The sequence below is a fragment of the Lentzea atacamensis genome (assembly GCF_003269295.1).
Lineage (GTDB): Bacteria > Actinomycetota > Actinomycetes > Mycobacteriales > Pseudonocardiaceae > Lentzea > Lentzea atacamensis.
In genome coordinates this window covers 865,433-883,628 of the sequence record NZ_QLTT01000002.1, presented here as the reverse complement: position 1 = coordinate 883,628, position 18,196 = coordinate 865,433, and the positions used below count along the sequence as shown (strand labels likewise).

General features: G+C 70.0%; 15 protein-coding genes and 2 tRNA genes. 5 read left to right on the top strand and 12 right to left on the bottom strand.

Annotation, left to right across the window (positions count from 1 at the left end; all coding sequences use genetic code 11):
- The first annotated feature begins 110 nt into the window (after positions 1–110).
- Together C8D87_RS13260 and C8D87_RS13255 are read left to right on the top strand one after the other, a co-directional pair.
- Positions 111–182, top strand: a tRNA-Phe gene (locus C8D87_RS13260).
- A gap of 10 nt (positions 183–192) precedes the next feature.
- A tRNA-Ser gene (locus C8D87_RS13255) sits at positions 193–282 on the top strand.
- Positions 283–488: 206 nt separating this feature from the next.
- Here the strand turns inward: C8D87_RS13255 and C8D87_RS13250 are convergent.
- The 5 genes from C8D87_RS13250 to C8D87_RS13230 form a co-directional block, all read right to left on the bottom strand.
- On the bottom strand, positions 489–698 hold the full coding sequence (locus tag C8D87_RS13250) for a hypothetical protein (RefSeq protein ID WP_233442069.1): 210 nt from the start codon (positions 696–698) through the stop codon (positions 489–491).
- Positions 699–723: 25 nt separating this feature from the next.
- A complete protein-coding gene (locus C8D87_RS13245; RefSeq protein ID WP_112226813.1) occupies positions 724–924 on the bottom strand; it encodes a hypothetical protein in 201 nt (66 codons plus the stop codon).
- An 11-nt stretch (positions 925–935) separates the two neighbouring features.
- Positions 936–4,223, bottom strand: coding sequence for an error-prone DNA polymerase (locus C8D87_RS13240; protein ID WP_112226812.1), 3,288 nt, complete (start codon positions 4,221–4,223; stop codon positions 936–938).
- Between the two features lie 64 nt (positions 4,224–4,287).
- Positions 4,288–5,790, bottom strand: a complete 1,503-nt coding sequence (locus C8D87_RS13235) for a DNA polymerase Y family protein (protein ID WP_233442068.1) — start codon at positions 5,788–5,790, stop codon at positions 4,288–4,290.
- Positions 5,787–6,530 (bottom strand): hypothetical protein, encoded by a 744-nt coding sequence (locus C8D87_RS13230; protein WP_233442060.1) that lies wholly within the window; start codon positions 6,528–6,530, stop codon positions 5,787–5,789. Before C8D87_RS13230 ends, C8D87_RS13235 begins: the two co-directional genes overlap by 4 nt.
- Before the next feature lie 238 nt (positions 6,531–6,768).
- Between C8D87_RS13230 and C8D87_RS13225 the strand changes: the two genes are divergently transcribed.
- Both C8D87_RS13225 and C8D87_RS13220 read left to right on the top strand, forming a co-directional pair.
- Positions 6,769–7,509, top strand: coding sequence for a hypothetical protein (locus tag C8D87_RS13225; protein WP_112226811.1), 741 nt, complete (start codon positions 6,769–6,771; stop codon positions 7,507–7,509).
- The gene (locus C8D87_RS13220) at positions 7,506–8,204 is read left to right on the top strand and encodes a hypothetical protein (RefSeq protein ID WP_112226810.1); all 699 of its coding nucleotides are present in this window, start codon (positions 7,506–7,508) and stop codon (positions 8,202–8,204) included. The genes C8D87_RS13225 and C8D87_RS13220 overlap by 4 nt, the downstream gene beginning before the upstream one ends.
- Before the next feature lie 39 nt (positions 8,205–8,243).
- Here C8D87_RS13220 and purH read toward each other — a convergent pair whose 3' ends face one another.
- From purH to C8D87_RS13185, 7 genes are all read right to left on the bottom strand, one after another.
- A complete protein-coding gene (purH, locus tag C8D87_RS13215) occupies positions 8,244–9,827 on the bottom strand; it encodes a bifunctional phosphoribosylaminoimidazolecarboxamide formyltransferase/IMP cyclohydrolase (protein ID WP_112226809.1) in 1,584 nt (527 codons plus the stop codon).
- Positions 9,824–10,441 (bottom strand): phosphoribosylglycinamide formyltransferase, encoded by a 618-nt coding sequence (gene purN, locus C8D87_RS13210; protein WP_112226808.1) that lies wholly within the window; start codon positions 10,439–10,441, stop codon positions 9,824–9,826. The genes purH and purN overlap by 4 nt, the downstream gene beginning before the upstream one ends.
- Positions 10,442–10,496: 55 nt before the next feature.
- Positions 10,497–12,059 (bottom strand): cell division protein PerM, encoded by a 1,563-nt coding sequence (locus C8D87_RS13205; protein WP_215732295.1) that lies wholly within the window; start codon positions 12,057–12,059, stop codon positions 10,497–10,499.
- 114 nt (positions 12,060–12,173) lie between these two features.
- The gene (locus tag C8D87_RS13200; protein WP_109639045.1) at positions 12,174–12,872 is read right to left on the bottom strand and encodes a DUF5336 domain-containing protein; all 699 of its coding nucleotides are present in this window, start codon (positions 12,870–12,872) and stop codon (positions 12,174–12,176) included.
- 156 nt (positions 12,873–13,028) lie between these two features.
- Positions 13,029–13,916, bottom strand: a complete 888-nt coding sequence (gene sucD / locus C8D87_RS13195) for a succinate--CoA ligase subunit alpha (RefSeq protein ID WP_112226807.1) — start codon at positions 13,914–13,916, stop codon at positions 13,029–13,031.
- Positions 13,917–13,921: 5 nt separating this feature from the next.
- Positions 13,922–15,088 (bottom strand): ADP-forming succinate--CoA ligase subunit beta, encoded by a 1,167-nt coding sequence (gene sucC / locus C8D87_RS13190; RefSeq protein WP_109639043.1) that lies wholly within the window; start codon positions 15,086–15,088, stop codon positions 13,922–13,924.
- A 208-nt stretch (positions 15,089–15,296) separates the two neighbouring features.
- Positions 15,297–16,976, bottom strand: a complete 1,680-nt coding sequence (locus tag C8D87_RS13185) for a hypothetical protein (RefSeq protein ID WP_112226806.1) — start codon at positions 16,974–16,976, stop codon at positions 15,297–15,299.
- A 135-nt stretch (positions 16,977–17,111) separates the two neighbouring features.
- Between C8D87_RS13185 and C8D87_RS13180 the strand changes: the two genes are divergently transcribed.
- Positions 17,112–18,092: an esterase/lipase family protein gene (locus tag C8D87_RS13180; RefSeq protein WP_233442059.1), complete on the top strand. Its 981-nt coding sequence runs from the start codon at positions 17,112–17,114 to the stop codon at positions 18,090–18,092.
- The last annotated feature ends 104 nt before the right edge of the window (positions 18,093–18,196 follow it).

Below are 18,196 nucleotides of genomic sequence, written 5' to 3'. Positions count from 1 at the left end.
CCTGGGCGCACCAACGGATGCGAGGGAGACGGCAACCCGCCTCATTTGGGATGAGGACACACCGCGTTCGACTCGCGGGCATCCGACTGGCGCTCCATCGGGGCGCACCAGGCTCTTCAGCTCAACTGGCAGAGCACCGGGGTGAAGATCCGGAGGACGGGGTTCGACTCCCCGGGGAGCCACGCAGCACTTGGAGGATTGACCGAGCCCGGTAAGGCATCCGTCTCGAAAACGGTGGTCGGCGCGGGCGCCGCGCAGGTTCGAATCCTGCATCCTCGGCCATGCCCTCGTGGCGTCACCCGCCGGCGGAACTTCCGTCCGGGTTGGTCATGGTGATGGCGCCGTCCTGCGCTCGCAGGACCACGTCCGCGCGGTACTTACCGTCACCGAGCGCGGCGACTGACCGAGGCCCGCCATCCGCACGATCTCGCTGGACAGGATGCGTCTGAGCACCGGGTTCAGCTCGGTGTCGATAGCGGCCGCACGGATCAGTCGATGACCTTCACCGCTGCTGACAGCCGCGCGGCGAGCTCCTCGAGCTCCTGACTACGGAGGCGGAGGTCCTTGGCCGCCACTTCCGCCGCGTTGCCGGTCCAGCCGACGGGCGATGCTGCGTCGAGCTCGTCCTGGAGACCGACCACCTGCCTGTTCTGCGCGGCCAGGTGATCACCGACCTGCCCGATACATCCGGCTGCCACTGCCGGACGTCAGCCCAGGTGACCATCAGCAGCCCCGCATCCTGCCGAGCCCGTGTTCAGCGGTTTCGTCCTGTGCCTCGTAGGTGGTGGCCGACGCGATCAGTGCGGCAGCGTAGGAATCCATGCCCTTGGCCCACCGGTCGGAGGTGCTCTCCCAGTGCGGACCGAGTTCGTCCGCGGTGCCGGCGGACTCCGTGCCGGTCAGCGCCTCGGCGAGCCCGGCCACCCGCTTCAGGATCAGCGGAAGTCGCGTGACTTCGACGGGATGCGCAGGTCGAGGTGCTGCAACCGGTCCGCCATCAGGCTGACCACACCCTCGGCCGACTCGACCACACCCCGCACGAGCATCGCCCCGCTGCTGCGCGCCACTCGTCGATACCGCGCCCAAAGCCCAGGCGAGCACACGACGTTCACCATCCCCGTCTCGTCCTCGAGGTTGAGGAACGTGACCCCGCCCGCCGTCGCCGGCCGTTGCCGATGGGTCACCGCGCCACCGACGAGGACCCGAGTCCCCGGCTCGACCGAGGACAGCGCGGCGGTGGGCAACGCACCCATGGAGTCCAACGTGGACCGCACGAACTGGGTCGGGAAGCTGTCCGGCGACAGGCCCGTGGCCCACACGTCCGCCACCGCCAGCTCGACGTCGTCCATGCCCGGCAACGAGGGCGCGTCCACCCCGACCGTGGTGCCCGGCAAGCGATCCGGCCGGATCGCGGCCACCGCGCCCGCCGCCCACAACGCCTCACGGCGTTCGAGGCCGAAGCAGGAGAAGGCACCGGCGGTGGCCAGTGCCTCCACCTGGGCGGTGGTGAGCTGCACCCGCGAGCCGAAGTCCTCCATGTCGCGGAACGGTTGTGCCGCAACGATCCGCTCAGCGTCCGCGGTGCCGATCCCGCGCACCGCCTCCAGTCCGATGCGGACGGCGTTGGCACCCTCGAAGGGTTCCAGGCCCGCGTACGGCAGTGACGAGTTCACGCACGGACCGTGCACGGTGACGCCGTGGCGGCGGGCGTCGGCCACCAGGGACTGCGGCGAGTAGAAGCCCATCGGCTGGGCGCGGAGCAGGGCCGCGCAGAACGCCGCCGGGTAGTGGAGCTTGAACCACGCGCTCACGAACACCAGATGCGCGAACGACAGCGCGTGCGACTCCGGGAAGCCGAAGTTCGCGAACGCCAGCAGCTTGGCGTAGATGCGGCCGGCCAGTTCCTCGCCGATGCCGTTCGCCGTGCAGCCCTCGTAGAAGCGGTCACGCAGGCGTTCCATGCGGGCGGTCGAACGCTTGGCGCCCATGGCCCTGCGCAGTTCGTCGGCCTCGGCGGCGGTGAAGCCGGCCACGTCGACCGCGATCTGCATGAGCTGTTCCTGGAACAGCGGCACCCCGTAGGTCTTCCTGAGCGCGTTCTCCAGCAGCGGGTGGTCGTAGTCCCACTTCTCGGTCTCGTTGCGGCGCCTGATGTACGGGTGCACCGAGCCGCCCTGGATCGGGCCGGGCCTGATCAGGGCCACCTCGACGACGAGGTCGTAGAACGTGCGCGGCTTCAGACGCGGCAACGTCGCCATCTGCGCGCGGCTCTCCACCTGGAAGACGCCCACGGAGTCGGCTTTCTGCAGCATCTCGTAGACACGTTGGTCGGTGAGGTCGATGCGGCCCATGTCCACGTCGACGCCCTCGTGGTCGCGCACGAGGTCGATGGCGTAGTGCAGGGCCGAGAGCATGCCGAGGCCCAGCAGGTCGAACTTCACCAGGCCGATGGACGCGCAGTCGTCCTTGTCCCACTGCAGCACCGTGCGGTTGGGCATGCGCGCCTTCTCCACCGGGCACACCTCGCTGACCGCGCGGTGGCAGATCACCATGCCGCCGGAGTGGATGCCGAGGTGGCGCGGGAAGTTCTCCAGCTGCGCGGACAGTTCCAGCACCGGACGCGGGATGTCGCAGTCGTCGGTGGTGGTGCTGAGCGGTCCCCACCTGTCTATCTGCTTGCTCCACGCGTCCTGCTGGCCCGGCGAGTGGCCGAGGGCGCGGGCCATGTCGCGCACGGCGGAACGGGCGCGGTAGGTGATGACGTTCGCGACCTGCGCGGCGTGGCGGCGGCCGTACTTCTCGTAGACGTACTGGATCACCTCCTCGCGGCGGTCGGACTCGATGTCGACGTCGATGTCGGGAGGGCCGTCGCGGGCGGGGGCGAGGAAGCGTTCGAAGAGCAGGTCGAAGCGGACCGCGTCGACGTTGGTGATGCCGAGCGCGAAGCACACCGCGGAGTTGGCGGCGGAACCCCTGCCCTGGCAGAGGATGTCGTTGCGCTTGCAGAAGTTCACGATGTCCTGCACGACCAGGAAGTAGCCGGGGAAACCGAGCTCTTCGATGATCTTCAGCTCGTGCTCGATCTGCCGGAACGCCTTCTCGTTGTCGTCGTCGTACCTGCTTCGCGCGCCCTCGTAGGTGAGCTTGCGCAGCCAGGTGCTCTCGGTGTGGCCTGGCGGCACGTCGAACGGCGGCAGCTTCGGCGCGACCAGCCTCAGGTCGAACGCCAGCTGCATGCCGAGCAACGCGGCGTTGTGCACGGCGCCGGGGAAACGCCGGAACCGATGCCACATCTCCTCTCCGCTGCGCAGGAACGCGGCGGGCGACGGCGGCAACCAGCCCGCCATGTCGTCGAGGCTGCTCCTGGCGCGCACGGCGGCCATGGCGGCGGCGAGCCTGCCGCGGTTCGCGGTGGCGTAGTGCACGGCATTCGTCGCCACCACGGGGAGTTTGAGCTGCTGCGCCATCGCGAAGAGCAGGTCGTTGCGCCTGCTGTCCTCCGGCAGTCCGTGGTCGGTCAGCTCGACGTAGACGCGCCCAGAGCCGAACAGGTCGGTGAGCCGCACGATCTCCCGGTACGCCGCCTCCGGTCCCTCTCTGGTCAGTGCTCTGCGGACGGTTCCCTTGCGGCAGCCCGTCAGCACCACGACCTCGCCCTTGGTGTCCTCGACGATCTGGTCGAGGTCGTAGACGGGTTTGCCCTTCTCCGCGTCGTCGTGGAGGTGGCCGGTGGTGAGCGTGCGGCACAGCCGGTGGTACCCCTCCTGCTGGCGCGCGAGGAGGAGCAGGTGGTCGCCCTCGGGATCCGGTTCGCCGTTGGCGGGCTTGCGGAGCCCGATGCTGAGCTCGGCACCGAACACCGTGTGCATCCCGAGCTCCTTCGCGGCCTCGGCGAAGCGGACCACGCCGTACATGCCGTCGTGGTCGGTGATCGCGATGGCGTCGAGCTTGAGCCGCTGTGCCTCCTCGACGAGCTCCTCGGGGTGGCTCGCGCCGTCGAGCCAGCTGAAGTTGGAGTGGCAGTGCAGCTCCGCGTACGGCACGCGCTTGCGGGTGACCGCGAGCTCGTCCACGCGCAGCTCGAAACCCGGCGGCGCGGTGTACCGGTCGCGGTGGCGTGACCACCCCGGGCCGTCGCCGCCGTCGGGTTTCTGCTCGACGGGTTTGCCGGAAAGAGCGCGTTCCAGCTCCTTCCATCGAACCGGCGGGTTGTTCCAGCCCATCAGGAACCCTTGCGCGGCAACGGGATCAGGAGCTCCAGCAGATCCCAGTACTGCTCGTCGTGCATCAGTCGTACACCCCTTCCAGAAACCACCTCTGGTCCCTGCGGATCAGCAGGAACGCCTGGTCCGGCGTCTGCACCTGGATGCGCGCGGCCCGGTGCGGGTCCGGCGCCCACCACCGCTCGTCGACCGGCCACGGTCCGGCCCACGCGGTCACCTCCTGCGTTTTTCCTTTGACCACAAGGCTTTTCGGCCGTGCGGTGAGTTCGAGACGGCCGGTCACGCCGACCTCGTCACCGGCCGCGTCCCTCAGCTCGGCGGGGTCGTCGGCGAGCGTCGCGGGTGCCCTGGTCAGCCGGCCAGGCCACGGGTGGTCCGGGTTCCGCAGCGGCACCCGTTCATCACCCCACGGCGCGAGCCTGACCTGTTCCCTCGGTCCCCTGCCGCCGTCGAGCACCGGCGTGAGCACGCCGTCCGGGCCGAGCAGGCCCTGGACGTGCAGGAGTGCCCGCACCGCGCGTTCGTCGTCGTGGCCCCACAACCCGAGCTGGAGCGCGGTGCCGTTGACGACCTCGACCGGTTCGAGGGTGAGCGTCCTGATGCCGGAGGTGAGGCGTTCGCGGGTGAGCCAGCCGTCGAGCTGCCAGCGCACGCGGTCCGCGATTCCCCGCGGTGTCAACGGTTCCGCGGCCCGCCACACCCGGTGCAGCTCCTCGTCGTTCTCGGTGCGGGCGTGGATGCCGAGCCTGGTGCACGCGAGACCGCGGTTCGCGAGGTTCTCGTGCAGCCGTTCCGAGAGGATCTTCGCGGCGAACGCGGCCGAGTCGATCCGGTCGACCGGATCGTCGAAGGTCTCCGCGACGGCCAGCTCCGGTGCGGGCCTGCGCTTGTCGAGCGGGCGTTCCGGCAGGCCGCGCGCGAGACGGTGCTGTCTCGTGGCCGGTCCGCCGAACCTCGACGCCACCGCGTTCTCCGGCACGTCCGCGAACGCGCCGAGGGTTTTCAGGCCGAGCCTTCTGAGCAGGTCGACCAGTTCCGGGGCGTCGAGCTCGTGCACGCCCAGTGGCCGGAGGAACTCCGCGGTCCGGTTCGGCGGCACGATCACGTTGCGGTGCGCGGCTTTCGTGGCCGCGAAGAGGCTGTCGGCCACACCCACCTGAGCTTCGACGTTCGTCTGCGCGGCGATGTGGTCGACGATGCGTTCGGCTGCCTGCTCGGCGGACTTGAAGTAGCCGACCGGACCTCGCGCCGGCACCGCGACCAGACCTGGTTGCACGACCTCGATGCCGGGGGCGAGCTCCTCGACCGCCGCGGCGACCGGCTCGAAGAACCTGGCGTCGCGCTGCGGATCGTGCTCGAAGGTCACGAGCTCCGGGCACATCGACTCGGCCATGCGTTTGCGCATGGCCCTGCGGATGCCCTCGGCGCGCGCCACGGCGGAGGTGGACACGATCTCGTTGCCGTCGAGGACCGCCACCGGCACGTGCTGACTGGTGCCGGTGGCGGTGCAGGCGGCGACCACGGGCCAGTCCGGGCACCAGACCGCGAGCAGACGGGCGTCCCTCACGCAGGACGGTCCCAGGTTGTAGCCCGCCTGGCGGCCAGCTCGTCGACCCGGTCCGGACCGGCATCAGCCGGCTCGTCGGACCCGGTCGGTTCGCCGGCCACCAGCGGGAGCTCGATCTCTTCTTCACCGAACGTCAGCACCATCTGCCGCGGCTTGCCCGCGGAGCCGCGGCCACCGCTGCGCACGCTGATCTGCTGGCGCCGCAACGTTTCCGCGCCGTCGTCGAGCGGGTTCCAGCGCACGGACTCCGCGGTCAGCTCCACGTCGGCCGAAGGCCAGGAACCGAACGCGATCAGCACGGCACGACGTTGACGCGCGCGGGCCGTGAGCCGGCGCGCGAGTGCAGGAGGTAGTGGGCACGCGACGGCCACCAGGTCGATGCCGTCGAGCAGTGCCGCGATGACAGGGCCCGGATCGGCTCCGGGACGTGGGACGAGTGCCAGCCGCTGCACCGAGACCCCGAGCTCGGCCGCAGCCAGCACGCCCACCTGCGGCAGACCGACCACGGCGGCCCAGCAGCCGTCCGCGGTCGCACCCGCGAGCAGGGCGAGCAGCAACGATGTCGATCCGCCCACCGACACCGTGCTGCCCCGCCGCAAGCCGCCCCACGGCAGCAGGCCCGCCAGTTCCCCGCGAACCGGCAACACCCGCCCCGTGGCGTGGTCGGTGGTGGTGCTGGTCAGCTCGCTGGCCGGGTTCACCCCGAGCCCGGCCAACGACGCCGTTGCCGACCTGGACACTCCACCCACCTCCCATGCAGACCGTGCGCACCCCTGTGCACGATCGCCGTGGGAAGTTCGGCGACTTGCTATTCGAACGCTTGTTCGAACGAACGGGATGATCGTAGCGCGCCACAGCACCCCTGTGTCAATGCCAGAAGCCACCCGATCGGGCGAACCGCATTCACCGAGACGCACCACGCGAACACACGAGGTCAACTACCTTGACCCGGACCGTTCTTTCTGACGAGGAACCTCCGTGAACTCACCTCAGGGCTGGCCGCAGCAACCTCCGCAGCAGGGCTGGCAGCAACAACCGCCGCCTCCCCCGCAGGGCGGCTACCCGCCCCAAGGCCACCACCCGCAGCAGCCGGGCTACCCGCCGCCGCAGCAGCAGAAGGGCAAGGGTCCGGTCATCGCGGTGGCGATCGTCGCCGTGGTCCTGCTCCTCGGTGGGCTCGGCACCGGTGGTTTCTTCTTCTTCAACATCCGCAGGGACCAGGGCGAGCCGCTCCGCACCACTTCCCTTCCCGAGGCGTGCAAGAACGTGTCCGCCGAGACGCTGGGCAAGGTGCGCACCACGAACCCCAGGGCGACCGGCAGCTTCGAGCAGAAGAACAGCGACTCGACGCTCACGGCGTGCTCCTGGGACCAGACCGAGGGTCGCGACGGCTCCGGGATGCGGACGCTGACGGTCAAGATCCAGCAGACCCAGGACTACGGCGAGAAGAGCTTCGAACTGGGTCTGCAGGCAGTCCAGTCCAACACCGCGGCCTCGACCAAGAACGTCGACGGCGTGGGAGACCAGGCAGCTGTCGTCGTCATTCCCCGCAGCGGCGGTTACCAGGATCTCCACTGGGTCGTCCGCAAGGGCGACGACGTCATCGGCGTCGAGTACCGGGGCTGGGACCCCGGCCTGTTCTCCCGCGGCTACCCGGACGTCGCCGAGCAGGAGGCGGCCGCGAAGACAGTGGTCGACGACGTGCTGGGGAAGCTGTGAACCAGCCACCACCACACGGCTGGCAGCAGCAGATGCCGCCGCAGCAGGGCTGGCAGCAGCCACCGCCCGGCTGGGGTCCTCCGCAGCCGCCCGGCAAGGGCAAGGCGCCGCTGATCGTCGGGATCATCGCCGGCGTCGTGCTGCTCGCCGTCGCGGGCACCTTCGGGTTCCTCCACCTCGGCGCGAACGCGGACGGTGGCAGTCCCAAGCGCGGTGGCACGATGCCGGGCGTCTGCGCGGACGTCCCGCAGGCAGCGCTGGCCGAGGCCCGCACCACGAACGGCAACCCCGCGATGTCGAAGGAGCGCAAGGTCGCGGACGGCACGCAGACGTCGTGCGCGTGGGACCAGACCAAGGGTGTGGACGGGTCCGGGCTGCGCAACACCGACGCGTACGTCGTCGTGGGTGACGCCGCCGGGGAGTACGAGCGGCGCGTGTCGCAGTCGAAGCAGAACAACCAGGGCACGATCAACGAACGGCCGCTCGACGGGCTCGGCGACGAGGCCACGGCCGTGCTGGTGGACGGCAAGTCCGCGTTCCTGCAGCTCGACATCATCGTGCGCAAGGGCGACACCGTCGTCGAGGTCGAATACACCGGCTGGGACTCGGGGATGTTCGGCAACAAGCGGCCGGACGTCGCGGAGTTCGAGGCCGCCGCGCGGGGTGTTGCGGAGGCGTTGCTCGCCGAGGTGTGACGACGGGCCGCCCGGCGAACCAGGCGGCCCATCGAAACATCAGTGAGCGAAGTGGCGCGTGCCCGTCAGGTACAGCGTGATGCCGGCTTCCTCTGCCTTCGCGATCACCTCGGGGTCGCGCACCGAGCCGCCGGGCTGCACGACCGCGCGCACGCCGGCCTCCAGCAGCACCTCGAGGCCGTCCGGGAACGGGAAGAACGCGTCCGAGGCCGCGACGGCGCCCTTCGCCCGCTCACCCGCGCGCTTCACCGCGAGGTGCGACGAGTCGACCCGGTTGACCTGGCCCATGCCGACGCCGACGGTGGCGCCGTTGTCCGCCAGCAGGATCGCGTTCGACTTCACGGCGCGGATGGCACGCCACGCGAACTCCAGGTCCGCCAGCGTCTTCTCGTCCGCGGGCTTGCCGCACGCGAGCGTCCAGTTCGCTGGCGAGTCACCGGTGGCGTCGATGGCGTCGCGCTGCTGCAGGAGCAGGCCGCCGGACACCGGACGCATCTCGGCACCACCGCGCTGGGGTGCCTCGGCGACGAGGATGCGCACGTTCTTCTTGCGCTGCAACACCTCCACCGCACCGTCCGCATAGGACGGAGCGATGATCACCTCGGTGAAGATCTCCGAGACGAACTCGGCCATCTCCACGGTGACCTCGCGGTTGGCCGCGATGATGCCGCCGAACGCGCTGACCGGGTCGCACTCGTGCGCCTTGCGGTGCGCGTCCGCGATGCTCACGTCGGACACCGCGATGCCGCACGGGTTGGCGTGCTTGATGATCGCGACGCACGGACGCTCGTGGTCCCACGCGGCACGCCACGCGGCGTCGCCGTCGAGGTAGTTGTTGTACGACATCTCCTTGCCGTGCAACTGCTTCGCCGACGCCAGGCCCATGCGGCCGTCGCCCTGCGTGTAGATCGCGGCGTGCTGGTGCGGGTTCTCGCCGTAGCGCAGCACGTTCGAGCGGTTCCAGGTCGCGCCGACCCAGCCGGGGAAGCCCGAGCCCTCGTCGTCCGGCGCCAGCACGTTGCCGATCCAGGAAGCCACGGCGACGTCGTAGGTCGCGGTGTGCCGGAACGCGTCGGCGGCCAGGCGCTGACGGTCGGCCATCGTGAAGCCGCCCTCGCGGACGTTCTCCAGCACCCAGTCGTAGCGCGCCGGGTCGACGACGACCGCGACGTTCGCGTGGTTCTTCGCCGACGCACGCACCATCGCGGGGCCGCCGATGTCGATCTGCTCGACGCACTCGTCGGGGCTCGCGCCGGACGCGACGGTCTGCGTGAACGGGTACAGGTTCACGACCAGCAGGTCGAACGGCGCGATGTCCATCTCACGCAGCTGCTCGACGTGCGAGTCCTTGCGCAGGTCCGCGAGCAGACCGGCGTGCACGCGCGGGTGCAGCGTCTTGACGCGGCCGTCGAGGCACTCGGGGAACCCGGTCACCTGCTCGACCGGCGTCACCGGGACGCCCGCGTCGGCGAGCACCTTCGCGGTGCCGCCGGTGGACACGATCTCGACCCCGGCCGCGTGCAGGCCGGTGGCCAGTTCCAGCAGGCCGGCCTTGTCGGAGACCCCGATCAGGGCCCGGCGGACCGGTCGCCTCTCGGCCTGAGTGGTCCCAGGAGTCGTCACGGAATGCTCACCTTTCGTCCGTTCACGGTGCAGCCCTCGCGGGCCAGCCTGCCGACCGTCTCGACGAGCAGCCGGCGTTCGACGACCTTGATGCGTTCGTGCAGGGTCTCCTCGGTGTCGCCGGGTTCGACGACAACGGCCTCCTGCGCGAGGATCGGCCCGGTGTCCACGCCCGCTTCGACAAGGTGCACGGTCGATCCGGTGACGCGCACGCCGTAGTCCAGGGCGTCCCGCACGCCGTGGGCGCCGGGGAACGCGGGCAGCAGCGCGGGGTGTGTGTTGATCATTCGGCCGCCGAAGCGCGCGAGGAACTCCGGGCCGATGATCTTCATGAAGCCGGCGGACACCACCAGGTCGGGCTCGTACGACGCGACCGCCTCGGTCAGCGCGACGTCCCACCCGGCACGGTCGGCGTGGTCGCGCAGCTTCACGGCGAAGTGCGGCACCCCGGCGCGTTCGGCGCGCTTGAGACCTTCGATGTTCTCGCGGTCGGCGCCGACCGCGACCACCTCGATCGGGAGGTCGGCGTCCAGCAACGCCTGCATGAGGGTTCCGGAACCGGAGACGAGTACGACGACGCGCGCCGGTGTGGGAAGCCGAAGTTCGGTGCTCAGCGTCTACTCCTGGTCGTGCGGCGGTGTTGCAGCAGCTCAGGGGCAGCCTATGACGTCACCGTTCCGGCTTGCCGTCCAGGTCCTCCTCGGGCTCCATGCCGAGCATCTCGTCGAACTCCGCGTCGAAGTCGTCGTCCTCTGCGGCGTCCTCTTCAGCGGGTGGTTCGGCGTCGTCTTCCTCTTCGGGCTGAAGGTCTTCCTCGTCGGCGTCCTCTTCGTCGTCGACGACGTCCTCGGGCTCTTCTTCCTCGTAGTACTCGTCTTCGTCGTAGTAGTCGTCGTCCTCGAGGTCGTCGTCGACCGCGAACTCGTCCTCGTCGACGACTTCGAGCTGCTCGAACTGGTCCGTGAGCTCGTCGTCCTCGAACACGACGTCGGAGTCGGCAGCCGCGTCGTCGTCGAAGCCCGCCTCGGCGAACTCGGCGTCACCGGCCTCGGCGACGGCCTTGTCGCGCGATCCGGCGAGCCAGGCCACCAGCGCGCCCGGCACCAGCACCCACAACGCGACCAGCAACGCGAGCAGACCCGCCGGCACCGTCACCGGATCGAACGCACCGGAGGCCAGCCGCCCACCGGCCGTCGCGGCGAGGACGAGGCTGCCCACGGCCGCGGTGATCGCGGCGACCAGCACCGCCCGGAACCGCGAGCTCGGCCGGTCGGAGACCTTGCGGCAGGTCCAGCCGACCAGCACGCCGATCAGCGCGGCTCCCACCAGCACGACCGGGCTCCACACGAACTGGTTCTCCGGCATCGCCGCCAGCAGCGGCACCGGAGGCACCGGACCGCCGACGAACCGCATCGGCGTGACCTCGACCCCGCCCAGCGAGAACCCGGCACCCGCGACGTACGAGAAACCGGCGATGATCGCGTTCGGGAGGTACCCGACGCACAGCAGGAACACGCCGAGCCCGACGCCGAGCGACGGACCGGCTCCCGCGAAGAGTTCGCTGGTCCGCGGCCACGAGGCCGCGAGCCCTGCCGCCACCGCGAGCGAGCCAACGCTGACCAGCGCGAACAACGCCATGAACCCGGCTCGGATGCCGTGCAGCGCCACCGGATCGAGCTTGTCGAACACCATCTCGACCAGGCCGCAGCGGCGGGCGACACCGATAGTGGCGGCGAGACCGGACACGGCGGCACAGCCGAAGAACGCGACAGCGGGGGTGGCGCGCACGACGCCCTCGCCCATGAGCAACGCGATCGTGCCGCCCACGACGGCGTGCGCGCCGGAGATGCTCAGCACGACACCGCGCGCCTGAAGTGGTTCGTAGAGGCCGAGCCGGTCGGCCGTGCCGGCGGCGGTGCGGCCGATGAGCAGCATCAGCAACGCGGTGGGCAGCAGCGGCAGCACCCCGAGCTGTCCCGCGTCGAAGCGCAACGGCACGTGATGCGCGGCCAGCCACGCGGGTGCGGCGGCGCTCAGCACCCCCGCGGTGGAGAACTCTGCGTACGTGGCCGTCGCGGAGATCAGTGCGAGCAGCGCGGCGACGGCGGCGTACCCGACGACCACCGATCCGACCGCGGCCGCGACGAGCACGCGCATGCGTTCGGAGCGCGAGAACTCCGGTGGGCGCACGGTGGCGACCTCACGGGTCACATCGCGTTGCAGCACGGGCACTTCTCCACTGTGTCAGGCCGGCTGGGCCGTTCGAGTGAGGCACGCCGGGGCATACGACAGGGGTGGTGCCGGAAGCACCGGCACCACCCCTGAAGTCGAACGGTGTTGCGGACCTTACTGTTGCGGTCCGCCGAAGCCACCGGGCGGCGTGCCCGGCGAGCCGAACTGGCCGGGCTGCGGCATGAAGCTGGTCTGCTGCGGCGGCTGCCCCGGCTGGGCGGGCTGCTGCGGCTGCTGACCGAACTGCTGCTGACCGAACTGCTGCGGCGCCTGCTGCTGGGGAGCGTGCTGCTGCGGGTGCTGCCCCTGCTGCGGGAAGGCACCCGACTGCGGGTTCCAGCCACCGGGCTGGCCCGGCTGGCCGCCGTACGGGTTCGCGGGCTTCGGCTCGAACTTGACGATGCCCTCCGCGAGCAGGAAGGCCAGCACGATCGCCGCGGTCTCGAGCAGCGCGACGATGAGCAGGACGATGTCGAGTCCCTGCACCGACGGCGACTTGATGATGCCCTGCAGCTGCAGCAGCGTCTGCACAGCGGCCAGTACCGCACCGACCGGGACGAAGCCCTTCGGAACGCTCGGCAGCACCGAGAGACCGGCGAGCATGCCCGCGGCGAGCAGGTACGTGACGTTGCCGCTCACGTCGTCGGCGAACGCGACGAGGTACGCGACGAGGCCGAGACCCGCCGCGACCAGCGGGAGGATCAAGCCCAGGTTGATGTTGTTGGCGCCGGGGGCGCCAGGGGCCTGATGCGGTGCCTGGTGCTGTGCCGGACCCGGCGGCTGCTGTTGGGGTGCGCCGTAAGGCACGGACATGTCGAGGTCTCCTCCTCCAACCAGGGTTGCGTCGGACGACGCTAGCCGATGCTTTGCTCAGACGATGACCGGATCATGCCGGTTCCGCCAGACGAGCGAGGGCCGGACTCCGAAAGTACTCCGGAATCCGGCCCTGGGGTTGCTCAAACCACGTGATCAGAGGTTCTGCATGATCTCGCGCATCAGCGCGGCGGTCTCGGACGGCGTCTTGCCGACCTTGACGCCGGCGGCCTCGAGGGCCTCCTTCTTCGCCTGCGCGGTGCCCGCCGAGCCGGAGACGATGGCGCCGGCGTGGCCCATGGTCTTGCCCTCGGGGGCGGTGAAGCCCGCGACGTAGCCGACGACCGGCTTGGTCACGTTCTCCTTGATGTACGCCGCGGCGCGCTCCTCGGCGTCGCCGCCGATCTCACCGATCATCACGATCGCGATGGTCTCGTCGTCGGCCTGGAAGGCCTCGAGGGCGTCGATGTGCGTGGTGCCGATGATCGGGTCGCCACCGATGCCGATCGCGGTGGAGAAGCCGAAGTCCCGCAGCTCGTACATCATCTGGTAGGTCAGCGTGCCGGACTTCGACACCAGACCGATCTTGCCGCTGCCCGCGATGTTCGCGGGGATGATGCCGGCGTTCGACTTGCCGGGGCTGATGATGCCGGGGCAGTTCGGGCCGATGATGCGGGTCTTGTTGCCGGTCGCGACGGCGTGCGCCCAGAAGTAGGCGGTGTCGTGCACCGGGATGCCCTCGGTGATGACGACGGCCAGCTCGATCTCGGCGTCGATCGCCTCGACCACGGCGGCCTTCGAGAAGGCCGGCGGGACGAAGATCACGGTCACGTTCGCGCCGGTGGCCTCCATGGCCTCCTTGACGGTGCCGAAGACCGGGAGGACGGTGCCGTCGAAGTCGACCTTCTCGCCCGCCTTGCGCGGGTTCACGCCACCGACGATGTTCGTGCCGGACGCGAGCATGCGCTTGGTGTGCTTGGTGCCCTCGGCACCGGTCATGCCCTGGACGATGACCTTGCTGTTCTCGTTGAGGAAGATAGCCATCGTTCTCAGACCCCCGCAGCCGCGAGCTCGGCGGCCTTCGCGGCCGCGTTGTCCATCGTGTCGACAACGGTCACCAGCGGGTGGTTGGCCTCGGCGAGAATGCGGCGGCCCTCCTCCACGTTGTTGCCGTCGAGGCGGACGACGAGCGGCTTGGTGGCCTCGTCGCCGAGGATTTCCAGCGCCTTCACGATGCCGTTGGCGACGGCGTCGCACGCGGTGATGCCACCGAAGACGTTGACGAACACCGAGCGGACGGCCTCGTCGTGGAGGATGACGTCCAGGCCGTTCGCCATGACCTCGGCGGACGCGCCGCCGCCGATGTCGAGGAAGTTCGCGGGCTTCACGCCGTACTGCTCACCGGCGTACGCCACGACGTCCAAAGTGGACATCACGAGACCGGCGCCGTTGCCGATGATGCCGACCTCGCCGTCGAGCTTGACGTAGTTGAGGCCCTTCTCCTTGGCCTTCGCCTCGAGCGGGTTCTCAGCCTGCTTGTCGACCAGCTCGGCGTGGGCCGGGTGGCGGAAGTCGGCGTTCTCGTCGAGCGTGACCTTGCCGTCGAGCGCGACGATCTTGTCCTGCGGGTCGCGGACCAGCGGGTTGACCTCGACGAGCGTGGCGTCCTCCGCGACGAAGGTCTCCCACAGCTTGACGATCACGTCGATGACCTGGTCCTTGACCTCGGCCGGGAAGTTCGCCGCGTCGGCGATCTCCTTGGCCTTGGCCGCGTCGACACCCTTGATGGCGTCGATGTGGATCTTCGCGAGGGCCTCGGGCTTGGTGGCCGCGACCTCCTCGATGTCCATGCCGCCCTCAACGCTCGCCATGGCGAGGAAGGTGCGGTTGGCACGGTCGAGCAGGAAGGAGAAGTAGTACTCCTCGGCGATGTCGGAGGCGGGCGTCACCAGCACGCGGTGAACGATGTGCCCCTTGATGTCCAGGCCGAGGATGGCGGTCGCCTTCTCCTCGGTCTCCTCGGGGGTGGAAGCGAGCTTCACACCACCGGCCTTGCCGCGGCCGCCGGTCTTGACCTGGGCCTTGACGACAACGGCCTGGCCGAACTTCGCGGCGATGGCCTTGGCGTCAGCGGGGTTGGTGGCCACATCGCCCGGCAGTACCGGGACGCCGTGGGCGGCGAAGAGGTCCTTCGCCTGGTACTCGTACAGGTCCACTCGGGTCTCCTGCGACGTCGGTGTCGGAACACCGCGCCTGGGTGGTCCTCAAGGGGCCAAGCGAACCCACTTGACGCGGCTGGGCCCAGACACTATCGAGCTGCGGCTACCGCTCGCACGCCACCACCGGTGAGGTCGGTCTCAACGGCGGTGAGGTCGATCACGCGTGCGCGCGCGTATAGAGGAGAAAGCGTGCGCGGCGCCACGTTTAGCGCGTCGCGCGAGCACCCATCAAGCCCGCCGCGACGACCAATGCGGTCACGGACGCCAGCGCCAGCCACGTGCCGGGCCCGGCCACGGCACCCTCGACGCGGTCGCCGGTCAGCGGCAGCTCCAGCGCGCGCACGCCGACCAACAGCACCGCGCCCGCGAGCACCGCGGCTCCACGAGCGGGCCTCGACCGCAGTGCCACCACGAGCCCGATGCCCAAGAAGACGAGAGAAATGAGCAGCGCCCACGACACCGCGGGATCGGCGTCCGGCACCAGCGTCGGAGCCGTGTAGCCGGCGGAGCGCACGGTCGGCAGCGCGAAGGCACCCGCCGCGAAAAGCCCTGCCAGCAGAACCGCGCCGAGCTCGGTCATCGGCAGCTCCTGCCGCCTTCCCGGTTCGGTGTTCTCCCGTTCGACGGCGCCGGCGAGGCCCGCGCAGATCAACGCGAGCAGGCCGAGCGGGAACTCGGCGACCATCAACCAGAAGCCTGCACCTGGCTGCGCGATGCCCGCCTGGCTGGCGGCCACCACGGGCTGGGTCGCACCCGCGGCGGCAAGCTGCATCGCGAAATAGCCGAGGAACAGAGCCGGGCGCACCGCGGCGGCGATGGACGGCACGAGCAGCGCCAGACCGAGCACGCCGAACGCGAGACCGGCAGGCCAGAGCAACTTCGCGGACGCCAGCTCCGGAGCCTCGCCACCCGCCGTGAGCTCGAGCTGCGGCACGACCGCGCCGATGAGCATGAAGACGGCGGCGATCATGCTGAGCAGACCTGCCGCCGTGTGCATGCGGCGGATCGACGGCAGTGCGACGTCGCGCGTGTCGTCGCGCTTGCCGCGCAGCAGCCGCACCAGCCTGGCGAGCAGCGGCAGGGCCGGCAGTGCCAGCGCGGCCAGCAACGCGAGCACCGGTCCCGCCGAGATGCCCAGACCGGAGACGACCGTTCCCGCCACCAGCCACGGCAGCACGACGCCGAGCAGGGCGAGCGACACACCGAGCACCCCGCCCTGACGGGTGTCCGGATCGGGCGAACTGGACGCGAGCGCTGTGGCGAGCGGCGCGGCGAGCGCCACCAGCAGCCCGCCGGTCAGCCCGAGCACCGGCAGGTCCCACGGCCCGCGGTCGAGCTGGAAGGGGTCCGACGAGGTGAACGGCTTGCCCAGCAGGCCGACGGTCGCCCAGGCGGCGGTGATCACGTGCAGCGCCACGAGGCCGGCGGGCTCGGACTCGTCCGCGGGCATGCCGGCGCGACCGGCTGCCAGCAGGCCACCCGCGATCACCAGCACGTGCCCGGCCAGCAGCACCCACAACCCGGCCGACGGGGTGACCGCGATGAGGGTCGTCGGCCGGAACAGCTCCGGCCGCGCCACGGACATCGGGGCGAACACCAGCTGGAGGTCGCTCAGCAGCCGGCCGAAGGCGAACACGCCCACCGCGGCGATCAGCCCCGCCGCCACGAACGGCCTGCCGCGCATCAGGAGCACGCCCGCGACGACCGGCGGCAACAGCGCCAGCAGAGCGAGCGGCGGCCACGACGTGTAGGCGGGCTCCGCACCGTCGACCACGCCGAGCAGCGGGCCGATGGCGAGGAGGAGACCACCCGCCGCGGCGAGCGCCCACGAGGTGCGCAGCCGAGCGGCGGCCGGGGTCTGGTTCTCGAGCTGGGTTCGAGTCATCGCGGGCGAACCTAGCAAGACCCGTGGTGGGTTCCGTGTCACCGCTCTACACCAGTTGAGACGAAATTCGTTCGCATGTGGAAAAGATGCGCCGGGTACTCCTTGCCGGTGAGTTCATCACTTACCGTCGCTCACATGAGCGACACCGGCCGGTCGTGGATGACGCGTCTGACTGACGCCGTTCTCGATCGGGCCGTCTGGGGTGCGCACACCGCGCGGGACGTCGCCGAAGAGGTCAAGGTCGCGTTGCGCGCCATGGCCACCCCCGGCGGAATGCGCGGCGTCGCGATGGAAACGGCCTGGTTGACGGCCCACGCCGTGCTCTACCCGTGGGGCGCGATCACCGAACAGCTGCGCACGGACGGCCAGTTCCGGCACTACCGCACCGACGGCCTGCCACCCCGCCAGCGCGGGCTGATGGTTTCGGCGATGGACGCGGCGGGCACCCCGATCGTGTTGGTGCACGGCATCGGGGACAACCGCTCCGCCTTCGCGGTGCTGTCGGGGGCGCTGCGAAGGCGGGGCTTCGGGGTGGTGCACGCCGTCAACTACAGCGTGCTGACGGCGTTGACGGGGGATGTCCGCCGGTCGGCCGCCCTGCTCGGAGCGCACATCGAGCGGATCTGCGAACAGACCGGCGCGGATCAGGTGCATGTCGTCGGCCATTCGCTCGGCGGTCTCATCGCCAGGTACTACGTACAACGGCTGCACGGCGACTCACGCGTTCGCACTCTCGTAACACTCGGAACGCCGCACAGCGGCACGCTCGCCGCCTATCTGCTGCCGACGCCGCTGACCAAGCAGCTGCGCCCCGGTTCCGAGCTCCTCTCCGAACTCGCCGAGCCGTGCCGGCCGTGCCGCACGCGCTTCGTCGTCGTGTGGTCGGAGATGGATCAGATCATCATCCCTCAGCGCAACGCCCGGCTGGAGCACTCCTCATTACTCGTCGAGGAGCACCAGATACGTGATTCAGGTCACCTTTCTTTGCCGGTTGACACGAGGACTCTTCACGTAGTTGCGACGGCCATCACCCGATCGGATGACTCTGTGGGTCACCCCATCGCCGCTGGCGGCGAGGCGTGTCGGCCGCCCGAAGTGACCGACGGTCACAGTTGACAGCTGAAACCTCCTGGTTGCCGCCTGTTCGGACGACATAACGAACTGGGGTTTGCCCTCCGAGCCTCCCCGCCGTTACTGTCCCCCGGTCCGTTGTCACGGTC